Below are 21100 nucleotides of genomic sequence, written 5' to 3'. Positions count from 1 at the left end.
CTATCACTCCGCTTTGTTTAATTCAAATGCTTTCTCTACAGAAGCCACAAACTCTTTTCCATAATTGTGATTATCTGCAATATTGTCTAATAAAAATTCCATTTCCTCTTTAAATGAAGTTAATACTAAATGGTCGTTGACGATAATTTCTTTATCAAAATGTTCGTGTATCATTGACCATGTTTCTTCTACAAATAATAAGTAATTATAATTTTCACCGTTATCTAGCATATATACAAATGCATGATTATCACTGTCTACAATCATATGTTCTGCTGGTTCTAACCCCTCAGTTGATTGATCAGTATAACATTTGATTTGATTATCATTTATCTTAATTTCATTCACATAAATACGCATTGCTGTTCCTCCTTATTCCAATCTATTTTAACACATTTTAATTTAAACGTTCATATCATCAAGTTAATTTTATGTAATTACTTGTTTATCCGTAAATCTTCTATAATAATAGTATAAAAGGAAGTGCATTTAAAAATGGGACAAGAATTAGAGATTGAATTCAAAAATTTACTAACTATTGATGAATATAAACTAATCAAACAATATTATTTTAAACAAAGTGAACCCTTTAAACAAACTAATTACTATATAGACACACCAAATCATGAAATTATTTCAAATAAAATGGCTTTAAGGATTCGTGAAAAAAACAATGATTATGAATTAACATTAAAAGTTCCGCAAGAAGTCGGTCTATTAGAATATAATGAAGTGATAGATAGCTTACCCGAACAAAACCGTCCAATAGACATACAAATTCTTCCAGAAAATATTACTAAAATATTAACTGAGCATAATATACCGTTATCTGAACTTCGTCTTCTTGGTGATTTAACAACTTATAGACTTGAAAAGAAAATGAAATCTGGTTTATTAGTCTTAGATCATAGTATTTATTTAGGAATTGAGGATTATGAACTTGAATTTGAAGTAACAGACTTTACTCAAGGCGAAATCGCTTTCAACGATATATTAGGAACCTTGAATATATCCAGAGAAGTCCCTGATAATAAAGTGAAACGGTTCTTTGATGCGCAAAGCAGAACAACATGAATTCATTTTCGTTACAAGTCGAAATACTTTTAAAAATTTATGAACATGTTATATTAATATTATCGATATTGAAATAAGCAAGAAAAGGTGAAATTATGACCCCATATGAAGTAATCAACCCCCAAGATTTGTACGACATGATTGATCACTTTTATTATCTAGTTGAAAAAGATAATCGGATTAATCATCTTTTCCCTGGTGACTTTGCAGAAACGAGTCGTAAACAGAAGCAATTTTTAACACAATTTCTGGGTGGTCCTTCATTATATACTGAAGAACATGGTCATCCAATGTTACGTCAACGTCACTTGCCTTTCAGAATTACGGATAAAGAAAGAGATGCTTGGTTAGAAAATATGCGAGAAGCAATTACCAGCTCTCAGTTAAATGAAGATGTACAAGAATATTTATATGAAAGACTCAAGCTAACTGCAAATCACATGGTTAACGCTTAATATAGTTGAAGGTGGATAATATGGCCGAAGAATTAAGATTAATCCATGCTAATGAACAAAATAACATAGATTTATCACCAGTAAGCAAAATCGAAATTTATTCATTTTTCGATCCATTTTGCGAAGACTGTTTTAATCTATCATCTACATTAGCAAAGTTAAAAATTGAATATCAAAAATATGTTAAAATTCGTCAGATTTTGAACCCCTCTCTCCAAGTTTTAACTAAATGTCAGGCTCAAAGTACATGTGAATTTGATAATGTAGCTTTAGCTTTTAAAGCAGCAGAATTACAAGGACATAATAGAGCGAGTAGATTTTTAAATTTAGTTCAGAATGAAATCATACCTCATGAAAAAATCATAACATCGGAATTAATTAGAAAGTGTGCATATAAATCAGGAATTGACTTACCGGTATTTATTAAAGATTTAAAAGAGCACTCACTTACTGAAAGTTTACAAACTGATTTACACATCGCTAGAGAGATGGATATTAATATGACACCATCACTTGTTTTCTTTAATGAAGATGTGCATTCAGAAGGACTCAAAGTAGAAGGTATTTACCCATATCATATATATACGTATATTATTCAAGAACTTATTGGAACCGAAGTTGAAAAACAACTACCTCCTAAGCTAATAGATTATATACAATCGCAAAGCATTATTTCTGAACAAGAAATAGCGACAATATATGAATGGCCAGAAAAAATTGTTAAAAGAGAATTAAAAAAACTACAATTACAAAATTATATCGAACAACAAGATTCTGCACATGGTGACTTTTGGAAATTCAAGAAGACTAAATAAAATAAAAAAAATCCCAATCCGAAAATTTAACGGATTGGGATTTTTATGTGTATAAATTTAACTTTCATACACAACTTGTCTAAATAAAAGTCCAATTGACTTCTATTTAGCATTTAATAGATAACTTTTGGGATGTTAACTATGAACAAATAAATAAAAAAACACCGTGTCTGATTACACGGTGCTTAAACAAAGGGGATGGGAGAAATTTTTCACTTCAAACAAAGGGGTATGTTTGTTATGTGATTAATTTCATGTATAAAATATAACATGCTATGGACACTAAATTCAACAAAAAACATCGGTTTTTTTTATTTGTCACACAGTTGTCATATTGGAAACGTGTACATAAAATTAATTCTCTTTTACGAGTTTCTCAAAAGCATTTAATTTTTGTTCAAAGACTTCCATCGCCTCTTCTATAGGCTGTTTAGAAGTCATATCAACTCCTGCTTTTTTCAATACTTCAATAGGATAATCAGAACTACCTGCTTTTAAGAATTCATTAATATATCTTTTAACTGCAGGCTCACCTTCATCTAATATTTGTTTACTTAATGCTTGTGCAGCACTATAGCCTGTCGCATATTGATAAACATAGAAATTATAATAGAAATGAGGTATACGTGACCATTCTTTAGATATATTATCATCTGTTACAACTGAATCACCAAAATACTTTTTATTTAGTTCAGCATACTCAGTATTTAATCGTTCAGACGTTAAAGGTTCACCATCTTCTACAATTTTGTGTATTAAATATTCAAATTCAGCAAACATTGTTTGTCTAAATAATGTAGCTCTGAATCTTTCTAACTCTTGGTTCAATAAATATTTACGTTTTTCTGGATCTTCTAAATTCTTATCCATATATTCACTTAATAGTGCTTCATTTGTTGTAGATGCAACTTCAGCAACAAAAATTGAATAATCACTTTCATTTGATTGTTGATGCTTTCTACTAAAGTAACTGTGAGCTGAATGTCCAAATTCATGAATAAGTGTAAATAAATCAGAAATTGAATCTGACCAGTTTAATAATATGAAAGGATTTGTTAAATGTGCGCCTGAAGAATAACCTCCTGAACGTTTACCTTTATTCTCATACACATCTACCCATCTATTATTTAGTCCTTCTTCTACAACTTCGATATATTCTTTACCCATCGGTTGTAAAGCTTTAACCATCCAGTCTTTAGCTTCTTCATAAGGCATTTCAAATGATGAGTTCTTAACTAGTGGAGTGTACATATCGTACATATGCATTTCATCTAAACCTAACAACTCTTTTCTAAGTTCAGTGTAGCGATGTAACAATGGTAAATACTTATGTACAGTTTCAATTAAGTTATCATATACTTCTTCAGGGATAAAGTTGTTGGATAATGCTTGTTCCCTAGCTGATTGATATTGACGTACTTTAGAACTGAATATTGCAGTCTTAACTTTACCACTTAATGTAGCAGTTAAAGTGTTGTTATGGCTACCATACGCATCATATACGTTATCATAAGCTGACTTTCTTAAAATGCGGTCTTCAGACTCTAACAACTTAGTATATGTACCTTGTGTTAATTCATGTTCATTTCCATCTTTATCAACAGCAGGTTTAAATTCTAAATCTGCATTATTAAACATGCCGAATACGTTACTTGGTGTTTGTAATGCCTCGCCTGCTTCTGCAAGTATTTTTTCTTCTTTATCACTTAAAATATGTGGTCTTTTTTTGTTTAATTTCTCAATATCAAATTGATATCTCTTTAAATTATCATTAGAAGCGACAAATTCATTCAATGTTGCTTCATCTATAGACATTAATTCTGGTAATATAAAACTCCATGCGCTAGCAAACTTGTTCGCTAATGTAGCTGCTTTTGCTTCGTAGCCAGCATATTTATCATTAGCCGTATCTTGATCGTGCTTTAAATGTGCATACACGTAAACTTTACCTAGTTTCTCATCTATTTCACTATCCAATAATAAAGCTTGATAAAGTGTATCAGAACTATCTTTCAAATGTCCTTTGAATTGTTCTTCTTTACCTAAATATGTTTCTAATTCTTTAAAAGCTTCTTCGTATGCTTCATCTGAATCAAAAATAGTTGTAAGGTCCCATGTATATTGTTCTTGCTGTTCTTCCCTTGTAATTAACTTAGCCATATTAATAGCCTCCTTTGAATTTCATATTTATAATTTTCTCATTAAATAATCAAATTTGCACGTGATATAGCCTATTGGTGAATAATCGATATATATGAATTTAACGCCTTTAATAGTATTTCTTTTTTTGAAAAACTATAATCATGAAAAGTTCTAAATTCAATAAAATTATAGAATTTCTCAAAAGTAAACGTTCTTTTCTCCATTTCATAAAACAAATATGATTGCCAAGTTATACAATGTGTTAAGAAATATATTTGTTCAGGTACAATTACCCCTATTATTTGTAGCCTCTTCTTATGTATTAACCTTGCGTTATATAATAGTGAAAGTGTAGGTTCTAACACATTTCTACTTTTTCTACATTTAGATAAATAATTATCATATGCCCTATCTGATAAATATAAATTAGGAACGTCTTGTACATGATAGCTATTCAATAAGTCTTCCCATTTAATTTCTTTTTTAAAACCAATAAATGTATGCTTATCAAGCGATTGAATCCTTTCATATCTAATTAACATTTGATTATTAGGATTATAAGTAATCAATGTTCTTTCACAGTGATTGATTAATGCAGCTTCAAAATAACTTAGATGCATTATTCCATTACGATAATCTATATCTTTCCCTATCCAAATCACCTTCATATTTAGTGCTTTAAATCCTTCTGTTCTATCCATCAATAAATCAAGACTAATTGAAGAATATTGAAATTCAACTATTAAATTTCTATTAATTATAATATCAGGTATTTGATCAATTTCTGGTAAATAATATTCCATATCTATTGTCACTTTATTATTCAAGTGTGAATAAATGTGATGTTTAGAGGCTAAATGCATTAAAGACTCTTTCTTATAGCTATTCCTCATACAATAACTATTTGCTTTATGTGCGAAATGGGTTACCATATGTTTGCCCTTTTTCAAAATAAGTTCTGATAAACATTCAGGACATTTATATATTTCTTGTGATTTAGCATGTTGCGCATATATGAGTTCGCTATTTTGATTTAGTCCTATTAACATAAAAACACCTCTTTACTATATAAAACGTAAAGAGGTGCTAAAATTACTTATTTAATTTTTCGGTTCAAAATATCTTGTTACTTGACCCATAACATTATAACTCATGACAATTTTTGCATAATCATCTAGATATAATTTAGATACTTGAGTTGGATTTGCATATTCAAGTAGTTGCCCATAGAAATCATTAATAATTTCTTCACTATCTATTTGATCAAATTGTACATAATAATAATATTTGTTATCTAACATATATAATAAGTCTGTAAATACAATATCTTTATGTTCATTATAATGTGCATATTCGATAATATCTTCTAGCTCTTCAAACCTAACAAGTAATCCGATGTCTTTAGGAATAAATTGTTTTTCTTCATCTTCTTTGCCATCATTTAAGAGTTCTCCGATATTCTGGTCAGAATCGAGTGCTTGAGATAAGAAATCATTGACTTGATATTCTAATTGCTCATTAGATTCCTCGTCAGTCATATTTAACAGTTCATCACCTTTAGATTTAGAAACTGTTACTTCAACACCCTTTTCAAACGCATGCACTTGAATCCATAAAGGCCCCTCAACAACGAATTCTTCTTCATCGTTAATTTCATCCATCATAGACCAGAAAAATTCTTCGCCTCGTTTACGGTTTGTCCATAAATCTTCTCGTTTGAATCCTCTTGCTTCGATATCTTGATAAGTTATAAATAATTTTACAGTTGTTTCATCAATTCGTTCTATTCTCATAATGTCACACTCCCTTACTCTAGGAATAGTACATTCATTGTATTATAAACAAATACATTTTAACAGTAATTTGTTTAAACTATTCGCATTTAATTTTTTATACAAAAATAGCCCCTGTAAACAGGAGCTACAAATTTAATATTAGACTAAATTAGTCAACCATACGTTGTGCTTCCAATAGTTGGAACGTACGTACTTTTCTAGGTAAGAAACGACGAATTTCATCTTCGTTATATCCAACTTGTAAACGTTTGTCATCTAAAATGATTGGACGACGTAGTAAACCTGGATTATCTTGAATAATTGTATATAATTCTTGTAGAGGTAATGCATCGATATCTACATTTAATTTTTGATAAGTTTTAGAACGAGTAGAAATGATTTCGTCTGTTCCATCTTCTGTCATTTTTAAAATTGATTTAATTTCATCTAATGTTAAGTGTTCTGAAAAAATATTACGCTCCGTATACGGAATGTCATGTTCTTGTAACCATGCTTTCGCTTTACGGCAAGATGTGCAACTTGGTGAAGTAAATAATGTTACCATACATCTCACTCTCCTAATTGAATATTATTTATGTTAAACGTCAGTGAACTTATAAGATAAAATGCACTTAGTTATGTATACCCCATATAGCCCTAGGTTAAACATATGTTGCTCACTTGGTTTAATCTTTTTCTATTTGCTATAAATATATTATATAACTCAAAGATTAAAATTAAATGAGAAATTTCTAATAATTCATTAAAAAGCACATAAAATATAGATGAATTTACTTTAAACAATATATTTATCTACTACTAAGAATAACACAACTTACAAATGAATAAAATACTGTTATAATGATATAAAGAAATTTTGTAGAAAAGAGGCAACATTTAATGGAAACTTTATTTTCAGGCATCCAACCAAGTGGAATTCCAACTTTAGGTAATTATATTGGCGCTTTAAAACAATTTAATGAGATTCAACATGATTATGACTGCTTTTTTTGTATTGTAGATCAACACGCTATAACAGTACCTCAAGACAGACTTAAATTAAGAGAAAATACGCGTAAATTAGCTGCTATATATTTAGCATCAGGTTTAGATCATGAAAAGGTAACTTTATTCATCCAATCAGAAGTACCAGCCCATATTCAAGCAGGTTGGATTTTAACTACGATTACTTCAATTGGTGAATTAGAAAGAATGACACAATATAAAGATAAAGCACAAAAGCAAACACAAGGTATCCCTGCTGGTTTATTAACTTATCCACCATTAATGGCAGCAGATATCGTGCTCTATAACACAAACATCGTCCCTGTTGGAGATGATCAAAAACAACATATAGAACTAACTCGTAATGTTGTCGACCGTTTTAATTCTAAATACAATGACGTGTTAACAAAACCAGCTATTCATATGCCTAAATTTGGCGCTAGAATAATGAGTTTACAAGACCCTACTAAAAAAATGAGTAAAAGTGATGACAATCAAAAAAACTTTATTTCTTTACTAGATGAACCAAACGTTGCAGCCAAAAAAATTAAAAGTGCGGTAACAGACTCAGATGGCATCGTTAAATATGATAAAGAAAACAAACCGGGTATTAGTAATTTATTAGTCATCTACTCAAGTATTACAAGCAAATCAATCGAAGAACTTGAGCTTCAATATGAAGATAAAGGATACGGAGACTTTAAAGGAGACTTAGCTGAAGAAGTTAAAAAATTCCTATTAGAATTCCAAGAGAAATTTAATTACTTCTATGAAAATAAAGAAGTATTAGATGAAATCCTTGATAAAGGTAGAGATAAAGCAAGCTTTGTAGCTAATAAAACATTGAAGAAGATGGAAAATGCTATGGGTCTAGGTCGTAAAAGAAAGTAAATATTAAAATAAAGAAGATACTGGGGCAATTAATTGTTTCAATATCTTCTTTATTTTGTCGTAATATATCAGATTATTAAATTGTAGTAATTGGATGTGTTCTATTTATCATGTTTGGCCTGTCTTGCAACATTCGAACGCTCTATTTATCATGTTTGGCCTGTCTTGCAACATTCAACCGTTCTATTTATCATGTTCAGCCTGTCTTGCAACATTCAGCCGCTCTATTTATCATGTTGGTCTCCACTAGCAACATTCAGCCTTTCTATTTATCATGTTTAGCCTGTCTTGCAACATTCAGCCGCTCTATTTATCATGTTGGTCTCCACTAGCAATATTCAGCCGTTCTATTTATCATGTTGACCATGTCTTGCAATATTCAACCGTTCTATTTATCATGTTTGGCCTGTCTTGCAACATTCAGCCTTTCTATTTATCATGTTGACCATGTCTTGATAAATAAACAAAAATCCACAGTGACATAAACAATGTCGCTGTGGATTCTCTAATTTATTATTTCTCAATGTATGCTTCTTTTAAAGTAGAAACGCCTCCGAATTGGTGGTTTACTACATTTTTAACATTTGGTTTTTGAAGTTGAGCTACGCCTACTTGATAAAGTGGAACGATACCCGCTTCATTTAATAACATACCTTCTGCTCTTTGTAGTTCAGAAAGTCGTTTGTCAGGATTGCTTGCTAATGATGAATCAGCTGCTTTAATAATTTTGTCGTATTCTTTATTAGACCATCCTGTATTATTGTGCGAGCCATCCGTTACATATAACTCTAAGAATGTCATTGGGTCTGGATAATCTGGAATCCAGTTTTCTAATGACATTTCATATTGTCCTTTTGATACTACATCAAGTTTTTGTTTAAATGGTTGCTGTTTAATTTTTATTGTTACGCCTTCTAAATTTTTCTCAAGTTGTTCTTTAAAGTATTCAGCATCTCTTTTAGCTGTATCTTTATCATAAGTCATCAATTCTATAGTGAATTTATCTTTACCTAATGCTTTTTTAGCTTTTTCAAAATGTTTTTTAGCTTCTTTAACATTATATTGATTTATATTTTTCACACCATCTTGATATTCTTTACCTTTGCTATCTTTAACAAAGTCTTTTGGCACAAAATTATCACTCGGAATTGAACCGTTATTTAAATTATTTTTTACATAAGCTTCTTTATCAATTGCTTTTGCAAATGCTAATCTAAAGTCTTGATTTTTAAATTCAGGTACTGTATCTTCATTTAATTTAAAGTAATAAGTCACAGTATCTAACTCAGTATTAAATGCTTTATCGTCTTTGTATTTTTTCACTTGTTCGGCTGGTAAATCTACTATATCTAATTTATTAGTTTCATATAAATTTACAGCTGTTGATGCTTCTTTAACTACTTTATAATTTACTTTATCTAATTTAACTTTATCTTTGTCCCAATATTTATCATTTTTTTCTAAAGTAACTTTATCATCTGTTTTCCATTCACTCATTTTAAATGGACCATTATAAAGAGTTGATTTTACAGTTGTACCATATTTATCACCTTGTTTTTCAACAAACTTTTTATTTTGTGGCATAAATGTACCGAATGACAATAGTTCTTTATAATATGGTAATGATTTTGTAAGTTCAAATTCTAAAGTATGATCATCTACAGCTTTCACGCCAAGTTCTTCTGGCTTTTTGTCACCGTTATTTATGTCTTCAGCATTCTTTATATCATATAAAATATATGCATATTCTGATGCAGTGTCTGGATCCACTACTTTTCTCCAAGCGAAGACGAAATCATTGGCAGTTACTGGATCTCCGTTTGACCATTTAGCATCTTCTCTTAATTTTACAGTCCATTTCTTACCATCATTTGTGATTTTAGGTTCCCCTTTTGCTACAGCTGGTATTGCTTTATCGTTTTTATCTAATGTATATAGTCCTTCCATAGTTTGGAAAAACATATCAAATGATAAACCATCTGTTGCCATTGCTGAATCCATTGTTGGAACGTCACCATTGATTTGTAAATCTAATGCTTCATCACTTTTAGAGTCTTTTTTACCTCCACCTGATGAACAAGCACTTAATACTAGTACTGCAGTTAACATCATTGCTAAAAATTTGAACATTTTCGACATGTAACCTCATCCCCCTAGTTTTCTATTTATATAAACTATCGATCTGTTACTTTTGAATATATGCATGTTTTAAATCTGTGTCTCCACCAAACTTATGTCTTTCAATACCTTTTACATAACTTTGTGTTAACCTCGCATTACCTTGTTGATAGACTGGAACAATTGCAGCTTCATCCAACAGCAATGTTTCAGCATCTTGCATTGTTTCAACACGTTTTTGTTCTTTATCTAGTAATTTATTTCCTGCGTCTTCAATTTTATTATCATATTCTTTGTTTTTCCAACCCGTTTCATTCATTACATTATCACTTGTAAATAATTCTAGGAATGTCATCGCATCTGGATAATCTGGGCCCCATCTACCGAACGCAATTTGATAATCCATACTTGATTCAAGCTTTAACTTTTGTTTATATGGCTGTTGTTTAACTTTAATTTTAACGCCAGGTAGATTTTGTTCAATTTGTTCTTTGAAATATTCTGCATCTTTTTTAGCATTATCTTGATCGTACGTTAACAGTTCAAAAGTAAATTCATCTTTGCCAAGATCTTTTTTAGCAGCTTCTAAATGTTTCTTAGCTTCTTTTTTGTTAAATTTATTTTCAGTCTTAACGCCTTTAGTATAATCTTCACCTTTAGTATCTTTTACAAATTCAGTAGGTACTAATGATTTTGCTGCTTTAGAACCATTATTTAAATTACTCTTAACATATTGTTCTCTATCAATTGATTGTGCAATAGCCATTCTTAAATCTTTGTTTTTAAATTCAGGTACATCTTTTTGGTTCAATCTCATAAAGTAAACACGTGATTCAAGTTCTGTATTATAAGCTTTATCTTTTTTATATTTTTTAACATTTTCAGCTGGTATTAAAGCTTCATCAACATCACCAGCATTATACATATTTAAAGCTGTTTGAGGTTCTTTAACTACTTTAAAGTTAACGCTGTCTAACTTCACGTTACCTTTATCCCAGTACTCTTTATTTTTAGTCAATGTATAATTATCTTCCGTTTTCCAATCTGATAATGTGAACGGACCGTTATATAATGTATCTTCTGCTGTTGTACCGTACTTATCGCCTTTTTCTTTAACGAACTTCTCATTTTGTGGTAAGAATGATCCGAATGTTAATAGTTCTTGATAATAAGGTAATTCACGATTAAGTTTAATTTCTAGTGTTTTATCATCAATCGCTTTAACACCTAATTCTTCAGGCTTTTTATCTCCTTTGTTAATATCTTCTGCATTTTCAATATCAAACATGATAAATGCATATTCAGAAGCGTTTTTTGGATCTACAAGCTTACGCCAAGCATATACAAAATCGTCAGCTTTAACTTTATCGCCATTAGACCATTTCGCATCTCTCAATTCGATTGTCCACGTTAAACCATCGTCGGATTTTTTAGGATCACCTTTCGCAATTCCCGGAATTGCCTTGTCATTCTTGTCTAACTTATACAATCCTTCCATTGTATTATTTAACGCATCGAATGAAACAGCATCTGTTGCTAACGTTGAATCCATTGATGGAATATCAGAAATTGAAATTAATCGTAACTTTTTGCCATCCCCTGCAGAAGAGTCACTATCCTTCTTTCCATTTCCACCACTACATGCCGATAAAAGTAATACAACCGACAATAAAACTAAAAAACTCCACCTAAAATGCTTGTTATTCATAAACATTTCCCCTTATTCAATTTTTGAAAATTCAGTCATTTCTGAACTTTCTTCAATTATAATGTTATTTTCCATTTGTCGCAACATAACTTAACATTATATACTTAAAATATATTGTTTAATTTTAAATATTATTATTATTCATCAAAAAGAAGTACAACTTATATGCGTCATGCTTCTTCGTTTATACTAAAAAGGTTTCATAACCTCCCTTGCCTAGGGTACAGTCTTAGCCTGTAGTCTTCGACTTGTACTGTTTCCTCAGGCGTGTCGGTTATGAAAATTCATTTATAAAGTAGCACTTATAATAAGTTCGTTGAGTTCTGTTTTTAAGTCCACTCTTGTAAGGTGTTATAAACTTGTGATCACATTCAAAAAAAGACTGAGACAATTAATTTGTCCCAGTCTTTCATAATTATTTAGCTCCTTCTATTTCTACACCTTTCAATGTATAGTCCCCGCCATATTTATGATTTTGCCAATTTTTAATATATGGTTGTCTCAATCTTGCTGAGCCTGTCTGGAATAATGGCGAAATAGAGGCTGAATCTAAGAATTTAGTTTCTGCGTCTTGTAACGCTTTAATTCTTTTATCGCTGTTCTCTGGTTTAAGCATTTCATCTGAATTTGCTTCTTCTAATGCTTTATCATATTCTTTATTCGCATATCCTGTTTGGTTATGTGGTGAGTCAGATGTGAATAAATCTAAGAATGTTGTTGGATCTGGATAGTCCGGGAACCAACCTGCAAATGATATATCAAAATCTTTTTTAGATTCTAATGCAAGTTTTTGTTTAAATGGTTGTTGCTTAATTTTCAAAGTAACACCAGGTAAGTTCTTCTCTATTTGCTCTTTTACAAATTCTCCTGCTTTTTTAGATTCATCTTCATCATAAGTCAGTAATTCTATTGTAAATTTATCTTTTCCTAAATCTTTTTTAGCTTTATCTAGATGTTTCTTAGCTTCATCTTTGTCATAGTTTAATGAAGATTTAACACCTTTAGTATAATCTTTATCATCACTATCTTTTACAAAGTCTTTAATCATTAAAGTATCTAAAGGTTTAGAACCATTATTTAATAATGAATCAACATATGATTTTTTATCAATTGATTTAGCTATCGCTTTTCTTAAATCTTCATTTTTTAGATTTTCATTCTTCTCTTTATTGATTCTAAAGAAGTAACTACCCGATGTAGACTCCGTTGAAAAGTCTTTTCTCTCTTTATATTTCTTAACATTTTGAGCGTCTAAACCGACCATGTCTAATTTGCCTGTTTGATACATATTAATAGCAGTTTGTGTGTTTTTCACTACTTTAGTATTAACTTCTTTAACTTTCACTTTATCTTTATCCCAATATTCTTCATTCTTTTCTAATTTCCATCTATCTTCTGGTTTCCATTCTGTTAATTTATATGGACCATTTGATAAAGTCGTTTTATCTGTTGTTCCAAATTTGTCTCCATGTTTTTTAACAAATTTTTCATTTTGAGGCATATATGAGCCAAAAGCTAATAAACTTTCCATCCATGGTACATCTTTAATAAGTTTAATTTCTAGTGTTTGATCATCAATTGCTTTCACACCAAGTTCTTCAGGTTTCTTATCTCCAGCAGTTATTTCTTTTGCATTTTCAATGTTTTCAAACATATATGCAAACTCTGCTGCAGTTTCAGGATCTACTGAACGTTGCCAAGCAAATACAAAATCGTGAGCTGTAACTGGGTCACCATTAGACCATTTTGCATTATCTCTTAATTTAATTGTCCATGTTTTACCATCACTCGACTTTTTAGGCTTATCTTTTGCAACTCCTGGAATTGGTTTATCATCTTTATCAAGTACATACAAGCCCTCTAGAGTTTGAGCAAAAGTCGTAAATGATACTTGGTCAGCTGCTAATGAAGGATCCATTGTAGGAATATCATCACCAGATGATAAATTCAATTCGTTTTTGGATTTAGATTGTTTAATATTATTATCTTTCTCCTCTTTATTATCACTACTACACGCAGACAAGATCACTACAAGAGACACTAACATTACAAAAATTATTTTTAATCTTTTATGCATATTGATAATCCCCCTTTTAATTTTTAAAACATTGAAATTGATATAAAGAAAAGCAATCAATGTTTACATTGATTGCTTTCATTCACTTTTATTTAGCTCCAGCGATTTCTACTTGTTTAAGTGAGTAGTCTCCACCGAATTTATGTGGTTCCCAGTTTTTAACATATGGTTGACGTAAACGTGCAACACCTTGTTGATATAGTGGTCCAATAGAGGCTGAATCTAAGAATTTAGATTCTGCATCTTGTAATATTTTAGTACGTTTAGCACTATTTTCTTCTTTCAACATTTCATCAGAGTTAGCTTCCTCTAAAGCTTTGTCATATTCAGGATTTGAATATCCAGTTTGGTTATGAGGACTATCTTTCTTGAATAAGTCTAAGAAAGTCGTTGAATCAGGATAGTCAGGACCCCAACCAGCGAATGAAATATCATAGTCGCCTTTAGATTCTAAAGCTAATTTTTGTTTGAACGGTTGTTGTTTAATTTTTAAAGTTACGCCTGGTAAGTTTTTCTCTACTTGTTCTTTTACAAATTCAGCTGCTTTTTTAGATTCATCAGCATCATAAGTTAATAATTCAATATCGAATTTATCTTTACCAGTATCTTTTTTAGCTTTTTCTAATAATTTTTTCGCTTCTTTTTTATCATAATTTAATGGAGATTTCACGCCATCGATGTAATCTTTACCATCTTTATCTTTAACAAAATCTTTAACCATTAATTTATCTGAAACAGTTGAACCATTATTTAATAATGATTTTACATATTCATCTTTATCAATTGATTTTGCAAATGCTTTTCTTAAATCTTCATTTTTCAAATCTTTATTTTTCGTACTGTTAATTCTAAAGAAGTAATTTGAAGTGTTTAATTCAGTTGTAAAATCTTCTTTATCTTTATATTTATTAACATTTTGTGGGTCTAATCCTACTGAATCTAACTTACCTGTTTGATACATGTTTAAAGCTGTTTGAGATTCTTTTACGACTTTATAGTTTACTTCGTCTAGTTTAACTTTGTCTTTATCCCAATATTCTTTGTTAGGTACTAGTTTCCAGTTATCTTCTGTTTTCCATTCTTTTAATTGGAATGGTCCATTAGATAAAGTAGCTTCAGCTGTAGTACCGAACTTTTTACCTTGTTTTTCAACGAATTTTTCATTTTGAGGCATGAATGAACCGAAAGCGAATAAACTTTGCATCCAAGGTACATCTTTCACTAATTTGACTTCTAATGTTTGATCATCAATTGCTTTTGCACCTAATTCTTCAGGTTTTTTCTTACCTGCTGAGATTTCTTTAGCATTCTCGATATTTTCAAACATGTATGCATATTCAGCAGCTGTTTTAGGATCTACCGTTCTTTGCCATGCATATACGAAGTCATGAGCAGTAACTGGATCACCATTTGACCATTTTGCATCATCTCGTAATTTAATTGTCCATGTTTTCCCGTCTTCTGATTTTTCAGGTTCCCCTTTAGCAACACCTGGTACTGCCTTATCATCTTTATCTAGTACATATAATCCCTCTAATGTCTGGTTAAAGTTGATAAATGAAACTTGGTCAGTTGCTAACGATGAATCCATCGTAGGAATATCAGATGTTGAAGATAAGTTTAAGACGTTTTCAGATTTTTCACTTTTAACGCCGCCTTTACCTCCCTCATCTTTTTTAGAACCGCCACCACTACATGCTGCTAACGTTAAAACAGCTGCAACTAATATTGACAATAAAACCGAAAGTCTTTTCCTCATATAGCTTTTCCCCCTTGTTTACTTTCTTCTGAATTTTCAGAAGATTGTTAATTTTATTATATTTTAAAAATGTATGAAAGACAATAGTATTTCACACAATTTTCAAACAATAGTTATACTACAAAATAATTTTATAACAAGTAATAGCAATTTTAAGGTTTGTTAAAATTACGCTTCTGATAAATCAAAAGTTTTGTTATAGTTTTCTTTTTTCTCAGCAAATTCCTTTTCAGAACAATAAACGTAATGATCAGGTCCTACTTCTCTTAATTCCAATTTATCATCATCTTCATATTTATGTATTTCCGGATTATATGATGATCTTGTTCTTGTTCTTTCAGAATCAGGATCTGGTAATGGAATAGCTGATAATAATGATTTTGTATATTCATGTTGTGGATGTTTATATATTTGATCTGAAGGTCCAAGTTCAACCAACTTACCAAAGTACATTACACCAATTCTATCTGAAATATATTTAACCATTGATAAATCATGCGCTATGAATAAGAAAGTTATACCTTTTTCATCTTGTAGCTTCTGCATTAAGTTAACTACTTGAGCTTGAATAGATACATCTAGTGCAGATATCGGTTCATCTGCAATAATAAATTCAGGTTCAACAGCTAATGCACGTGCAATTCCCAGTCTTTGTCTTTGACCACCAGAGAATTCATGTGGATATCTATTTGCATGCTCTTTAGATAAACCAACTGTCTCTAATAAATCATAGACACGTTTTTTTCTTTCTTCTTTGCTTGATACAAGTTTATGTACATCTAATCCTTCAGCAATGATATCCATAACTTTTAACCTTGGATTTAATGAGGCATATGGGTCTTGGAATATCATTTGCATGCGTCGATTAAATCTTAATAAATCTTTTCTCTTTTTAATATTCTGTATATCAACATCATCAAATACCACTTTACCGTCAGTAGCATCATATAATTTGATAAGTGTACGACCAGTTGTGGACTTACCACAACCAGATTCACCTACTAAACCTAATGTTTCACCTTTATAGATTTTAAAGGAGATATCATCAACTGCTCTAACTTCATTTTTCTTACCAACATTAAAATATTGCTTTAAATTTTGAACATCAATTAATACTTCTTTATTATCAGCCATTAGAACGTCACCCTTTCTACACGTTTTGGCTTGTCAAATTGTTCTGGTGTTTCTCTTTGTTTTAATTTAACAGCTTCTGGCAATTCTACTTTAGGTGCTCTATCATCCAATAACCAAGATTTAACGAAATGCGTCGGAGACACTTGGAACCAAGGTGGCTCTTCCTTATAGTCAATATCTAACGCATATTCACTACGTCTCGCAAACGCATCGCCTACTGGAGGCTTAATTAAATCTGGTGGAGAACCAGGTATTGCTAATAGTTCTGTGTCATGTGATGTCTCTAAACTTGGCATAGAAGATAATAGCCCCCAAGTATAAGGATGTTTCGGATTATAGAAAATTTCATCAACTGAACCTGTTTCAATAATTTGACCGCCATACATAACTGCAACTCTATCAGCAACGTTTGCTACAACACCTAAATCATGCGTAATAAAAACAATAGATGTGTCAATTTTATGTTGTAATTCTTTCATTAACTCCAAAATTTGTGCTTGTATCGTTACGTCTAATGCTGTTGTAGGTTCATCTGCAATTAGCACTTTAGGATCACAAGCTAATGCTGTCGCAATAACAATTCTTTGTCTTTGACCACCAGAGAATTGGTGAGGAAAGTTATTAAATCTTTCTTTAGCTTTCGGTAATCCTACTAAGTTCAAGATATCTAACGCTCTTTTTTTGGCATCGCTTTTTGATAATTTTTGGTGCTTAATAAGTGGTTCCATTACTTGCTTACCAATTTTCATTGTTGGATTAAGCGAAGTCATTGGATCTTGGAATATCATCCCGATTTCTTTACCACGAATTTTTTGCATTTCTTTTTCACTTAATTTAGCTAAATCTTTCCCATCAAATAAGATTGAGCCGTCTTTAATTCTACCTACTTTTTTAGGTAGTAATTGCATTAAAGCTTTTGTTGTAACTGATTTTCCCGAACCTGATTCACCAACAATAGCTAGTGTTTCACCTTTATCTAAATAAAAGTCAACACCTCTTACTGCTTGTACTTCCCCCGCGTCAATGTCGAAGGAAACATGTAAGTTATTTACTTCTAATATTCTCTTAGCCATATTTAATTTCCTCCTTATTATTTACGCATTTTAGGATCGAATGCATCTCTTAAACCATCACTGAATAAGTAGAAGAATAAGATTAACAAACTAAGTACAACAGCTGGTACGAATAATTCATGTGGGAAGATTAATAACATCTTTCTTCCTGTATCAACTAATGAACCTAGTGACGCTTGTGGTGCAGGAATCCCTAAACCGATGAAACTTAAGAAAGCTTCAAAGAATATCGCACTTGGAACTGTAAACATTGAAGTTACAATTATTGGACCAAGTGTATTTGGCAGGATATGTTTAAAGATTAATTTAAAGTTTGAAACACCTAATGTTCTAGAAGCCATTACGAATTCTTGTTCTTTTAGTTTTAAGAATTGACCACGAACGATACGACTCATACCGAGCCAACCTGTTACTGACATGGCTAATATAATCGTCCACATTGATGGATCGAATAGTAATACGAATAAAATCACGACAATTAAGTTAGGAATTGAAGAAAGAATTTCAACTATACGTTGTAAAATATCATCAATCCTACCTCCGAAGTACCCTGAAACTGCACCGTATATTACACCGATAAAGATATCTAATGCTGCTGCTACTAAACCAATGAATAATGATACTTGAGTTCCTCTCCAAGTACGTGTCCATAAGTCACGTCCAAGTTCATCTGTACCAAACCAGTAATTTTCATTTACACTTTGACTTTCATATAAATCAAAGCCATCTCTATCAGTACCATCAAATGGTAAGAAAGGAACTTTATCTAATACTGGAATTTTAGGTGGTAAGTTTGCGTGTGATACATTTTGGTCACTAAATTTATGATCATTCATCAATGGACCAACAAGTGATAATAAAGTCATGATTAATAATCCAACTAGCCCTATTACAGCTAATTTATTACCTATTAATTGTTTCCATGCATCTTGCCAAAATGTACGACTTTGCCTTTCAAATTTCTCTTCTACTACTTTGTCTCTACCATGTAACACAAACTTTTCAGCAGGTATACCTTGTGAAGAATGTGTGACTGAGGCATTATCATAACCGCTATTATTTAATTTGTTATCTTCATTGTTAGCCATTATTTTTTACCTCCTTCAACACGAATTCTTGGATCAACTAATCCATAAAGTACATCTACTATAAAGATTGAAATAATAAATAAGAAACTAAATAGTAATGTTAAAGCCATAATAACTGGATAGTCATTAGTTTGAATTGAACGTACGAATTGGTCACCTAGACCTGGTACGCCGAATATATTTTCAATTGTCAAAGTACCTGTTAAAATACCTGCTAACATTGGAACGATAATCGTAATAATTGGAATTAAACCATTACGAACTGCGTGTCCAAATATAACTCGAGCGCTAGACATCCCTTTAGCTCTCGCTAATTCTATGTAATCAGAACCAAGGACCTCAATCATCTCAGAACGAATGTAACGTGCAATTGTTGCTGTTACACCAGCTGCTAGAGCAATCGACGGTAGTACTGCTGTCATGAATCCACTCCAACCTGCTACAGGGAATATTTGCCATTCAACTGCAAATACATATTGTAGTAGTACTGCTAGAACGAATGATGGAACAGATATAAATATTACCGATAGGAAGGTGGCCCCATAATCTATAATTGTATTCTGTCTAATTGCAGCAACTATACCAAGTAATAATCCTGTTATAGTTCCTAAAATCATTGCGTATGTACCCATTTCTACAGATGGTCCAAGTCTTGGTTTAATTAAACTCCAAACCTCTCTGTTATCGTATTGGAATGAAATACCGAAATCCCCTTTTGCAACACTGCCCAAATAGTTTGCGTACTGTACTGGTACAGGATCATTCAAACCATACTTTTCGTTGATAATAACCTTTTGATCTTCTGATAATTTCTCATCGTTGTACGGTGAACCCGGTAACAATTTCATTAAGAAAAATGTTATCGTCATAATTAAAAACAATGATATGAACATATAAATAATACGTTTCAAAGTATACCTAACCATTGTTTTGCCTCCAATCCCCTTATCTATTTCATATTTCTTTTTAATATTCAGAAATATTTATATACATTATACATAATTTATACAATGTAAATCAACACGAATATTCTGAATTTTGAATATGAAACTATTTGAAATACGCAATTATTTTATTACAATAAAGCGACAACGCGACAGTTATATACATATATTCCGTATATTTATTCATAAGCAATGTATTGATTACCTATTTTTGCTAATTTTCTGTCATTTACTATGTAGCAACATACACAAAATATACATAAGTAATATTACACCATTTTTTTTATTAAGTTCCGCAAAACATAAAAATTTTTTTTCAATCTGTTATAATACAAGTAATTCTAATCAGTTGAGGTAGGTAATTATGAAATATTGGAGTATTTTTACAATTAGTTATATTGGTTTATTTTTATTACTTTGTCTTATCTTTTTAAAAGATATTGATCAAGCGGTTAATATATACTTTTATATTATGACTTTGCTTTTTGCTGCGAGTTGGGTTTTGGCTATGAAACAGGATGGTGTTGGTACTGTATCAAGACAAGCTATTAGGAAGTTTAATTTCCATATGAAGTCAAAAGCATCACAAGATTATTTGAAAGATGATGAGATGATGAATCCAAGTATGAAAGAATTACATTTAAAAGAAAGAAAACAATATAATTGGATATTCTCTTTTGTCGTACTGAGTACTTTATTTTTCATCGTTTCGATTATTCTTGGCTTTATCGTTTAAATTCAATGATTGTAAATAAATAAGCATATCATTAAACTGATTTTTTAAAGTTTACAGTGATATGCTTTTTTTATTTTACGATTTTGTACGTGCATGCTTGCCTAGGGTATGGCTCGAGCCTGTAGTCTCTCACGCATACTATTCCCTCAGGCGTCAGCACTTTACAAAATCGTACCAATATCTATTTTTTATAAAATCATTCGATTTTGTTCGTACATGCTTGCCTAGGGTATGGCTCGAGCCTGTAGTCTCTCACGCATACTATTCCCTCAGGCGTCAGCACTTTACAAAATCGTACCAATATCT

At 31.0% G+C, this 21100-nt stretch carries 18 protein-coding genes; 5 read left to right on the top strand and 13 right to left on the bottom strand.

Annotation, left to right across the window (positions count from 1 at the left end; translation table 11 throughout):
* Positions 1–3: 3 nt before the first annotated feature.
* Complete coding sequence (locus LQ668_RS10715) at positions 4–360, bottom strand: UPF0738 family protein (RefSeq protein WP_078356695.1); 357 nt, start codon at positions 358–360, stop codon at positions 4–6.
* A 135-nt stretch (positions 361–495) separates the two neighbouring features.
* Here LQ668_RS10715 and LQ668_RS10710 point away from each other — a divergent pair, with 135 nt between their 5' ends.
* From LQ668_RS10710 to LQ668_RS10700, 3 genes are all read left to right on the top strand, one after another.
* Positions 496–1074 carry a CYTH domain-containing protein gene (locus LQ668_RS10710; RefSeq protein WP_107509701.1) on the top strand — a complete coding sequence of 193 codons (579 nt, stop codon included), beginning with the start codon at positions 496–498 and terminating at the stop codon, positions 1072–1074.
* A 95-nt stretch (positions 1075–1169) separates the two neighbouring features.
* On the top strand, positions 1170–1529 hold the full coding sequence (locus tag LQ668_RS10705; protein ID WP_078356693.1) for a truncated hemoglobin YjbI: 360 nt from the start codon (positions 1170–1172) through the stop codon (positions 1527–1529).
* A gap of 20 nt (positions 1530–1549) precedes the next feature.
* Complete coding sequence (locus LQ668_RS10700) at positions 1550–2344, top strand: DsbA family protein (RefSeq protein WP_078356692.1); 795 nt, start codon at positions 1550–1552, stop codon at positions 2342–2344.
* 354 nt (positions 2345–2698) lie between these two features.
* Here the strand turns inward: LQ668_RS10700 and pepF are convergent, their stop codons facing one another.
* The 4 genes from pepF to spxA all read right to left on the bottom strand — a co-directional run bounded on the left by pepF (position 2699) and on the right by spxA (position 6826).
* Positions 2699–4504 carry an oligoendopeptidase F gene (pepF, locus tag LQ668_RS10695; RefSeq protein ID WP_078356691.1) on the bottom strand — a complete coding sequence of 602 codons (1806 nt, stop codon included), beginning with the start codon at positions 4502–4504 and terminating at the stop codon, positions 2699–2701.
* Positions 4505–4575: 71 nt separating this feature from the next.
* Positions 4576–5535 (bottom strand): competence protein CoiA, encoded by a 960-nt coding sequence (locus LQ668_RS10690; RefSeq protein ID WP_239701515.1) that lies wholly within the window; start codon positions 5533–5535, stop codon positions 4576–4578.
* Between the two features lie 51 nt (positions 5536–5586).
* Positions 5587–6279, bottom strand: coding sequence for an adaptor protein MecA (gene mecA, locus LQ668_RS10685; protein WP_078356689.1), 693 nt, complete (start codon positions 6277–6279; stop codon positions 5587–5589).
* Positions 6280–6430: 151 nt separating this feature from the next.
* Positions 6431–6826, bottom strand: a complete 396-nt coding sequence (spxA, locus tag LQ668_RS10680) for a transcriptional regulator SpxA (protein WP_016999380.1) — start codon at positions 6824–6826, stop codon at positions 6431–6433.
* A 335-nt stretch (positions 6827–7161) separates the two neighbouring features.
* Between spxA and trpS the strand changes: the two genes are divergently transcribed.
* Positions 7162–8157 (top strand): tryptophan--tRNA ligase, encoded by a 996-nt coding sequence (gene trpS, locus LQ668_RS10675; protein WP_115337652.1) that lies wholly within the window; start codon positions 7162–7164, stop codon positions 8155–8157.
* Between the two features lie 513 nt (positions 8158–8670).
* Here trpS and LQ668_RS10670 read toward each other — a convergent pair.
* The 8 genes from LQ668_RS10670 to opp3b all read right to left on the bottom strand — a co-directional run bounded on the left by LQ668_RS10670 (position 8671) and on the right by opp3b (position 20040).
* Complete coding sequence (locus LQ668_RS10670) at positions 8671–10296, bottom strand: peptide ABC transporter substrate-binding protein (protein ID WP_239776023.1); 1626 nt, start codon at positions 10294–10296, stop codon at positions 8671–8673.
* 46 nt (positions 10297–10342) lie between these two features.
* Positions 10343–11983: a peptide ABC transporter substrate-binding protein gene (locus tag LQ668_RS10665; protein ID WP_239734271.1), complete on the bottom strand. Its 1641-nt coding sequence runs from the start codon at positions 11981–11983 to the stop codon at positions 10343–10345.
* A gap of 415 nt (positions 11984–12398) precedes the next feature.
* Positions 12399–14060 carry a peptide ABC transporter substrate-binding protein gene (locus LQ668_RS10660; RefSeq protein ID WP_119634167.1) on the bottom strand — a complete coding sequence of 554 codons (1662 nt, stop codon included), beginning with the start codon at positions 14058–14060 and terminating at the stop codon, positions 12399–12401.
* 88 nt (positions 14061–14148) lie between these two features.
* Entirely contained in the window at positions 14149–15819 is a 1671-nt protein-coding gene (locus LQ668_RS10655) for a peptide ABC transporter substrate-binding protein (protein ID WP_078356684.1), read from the bottom strand.
* Positions 15820–15987: 168 nt separating this feature from the next.
* A complete protein-coding gene (locus LQ668_RS10650; RefSeq protein ID WP_078356683.1) occupies positions 15988–16953 on the bottom strand; it encodes an ABC transporter ATP-binding protein in 966 nt (321 codons plus the stop codon).
* Positions 16953–18026 carry an ABC transporter ATP-binding protein gene (locus tag LQ668_RS10645; protein WP_078356682.1) on the bottom strand — a complete coding sequence of 358 codons (1074 nt, stop codon included), beginning with the start codon at positions 18024–18026 and terminating at the stop codon, positions 16953–16955. The genes LQ668_RS10650 and LQ668_RS10645 overlap by 1 nt, the downstream gene beginning before the upstream one ends.
* A 17-nt stretch (positions 18027–18043) precedes the next feature.
* Positions 18044–19114, bottom strand: coding sequence for an oligopeptide ABC transporter permease (opp3C, locus tag LQ668_RS10640; RefSeq protein WP_078356681.1), 1071 nt, complete (start codon positions 19112–19114; stop codon positions 18044–18046).
* Positions 19114–20040, bottom strand: a complete 927-nt coding sequence (gene opp3b, locus LQ668_RS10635; protein ID WP_078356680.1) for an oligopeptide ABC transporter permease — start codon at positions 20038–20040, stop codon at positions 19114–19116. The genes opp3C and opp3b overlap by 1 nt, the downstream gene beginning before the upstream one ends.
* Before the next feature lie 382 nt (positions 20041–20422).
* Here opp3b and LQ668_RS10630 point away from each other — a divergent pair, with 382 nt between their 5' ends.
* Complete coding sequence (locus LQ668_RS10630) at positions 20423–20794, top strand: DUF3899 domain-containing protein (protein ID WP_078356679.1); 372 nt, start codon at positions 20423–20425, stop codon at positions 20792–20794.
* Positions 20795–21100 lie beyond the last annotated feature (306 nt).

It is taken from the genome of Mammaliicoccus sp. K-M42, assembly GCF_022386375.1.
Taxonomy (GTDB): Bacteria; Bacillota; Bacilli; order Staphylococcales; family Staphylococcaceae; genus Mammaliicoccus; species Mammaliicoccus fleurettii.
The sequence above is the reverse complement of the archived record's forward strand: the minus strand, read 5'-3'. Positions and strand labels throughout refer to the sequence as shown.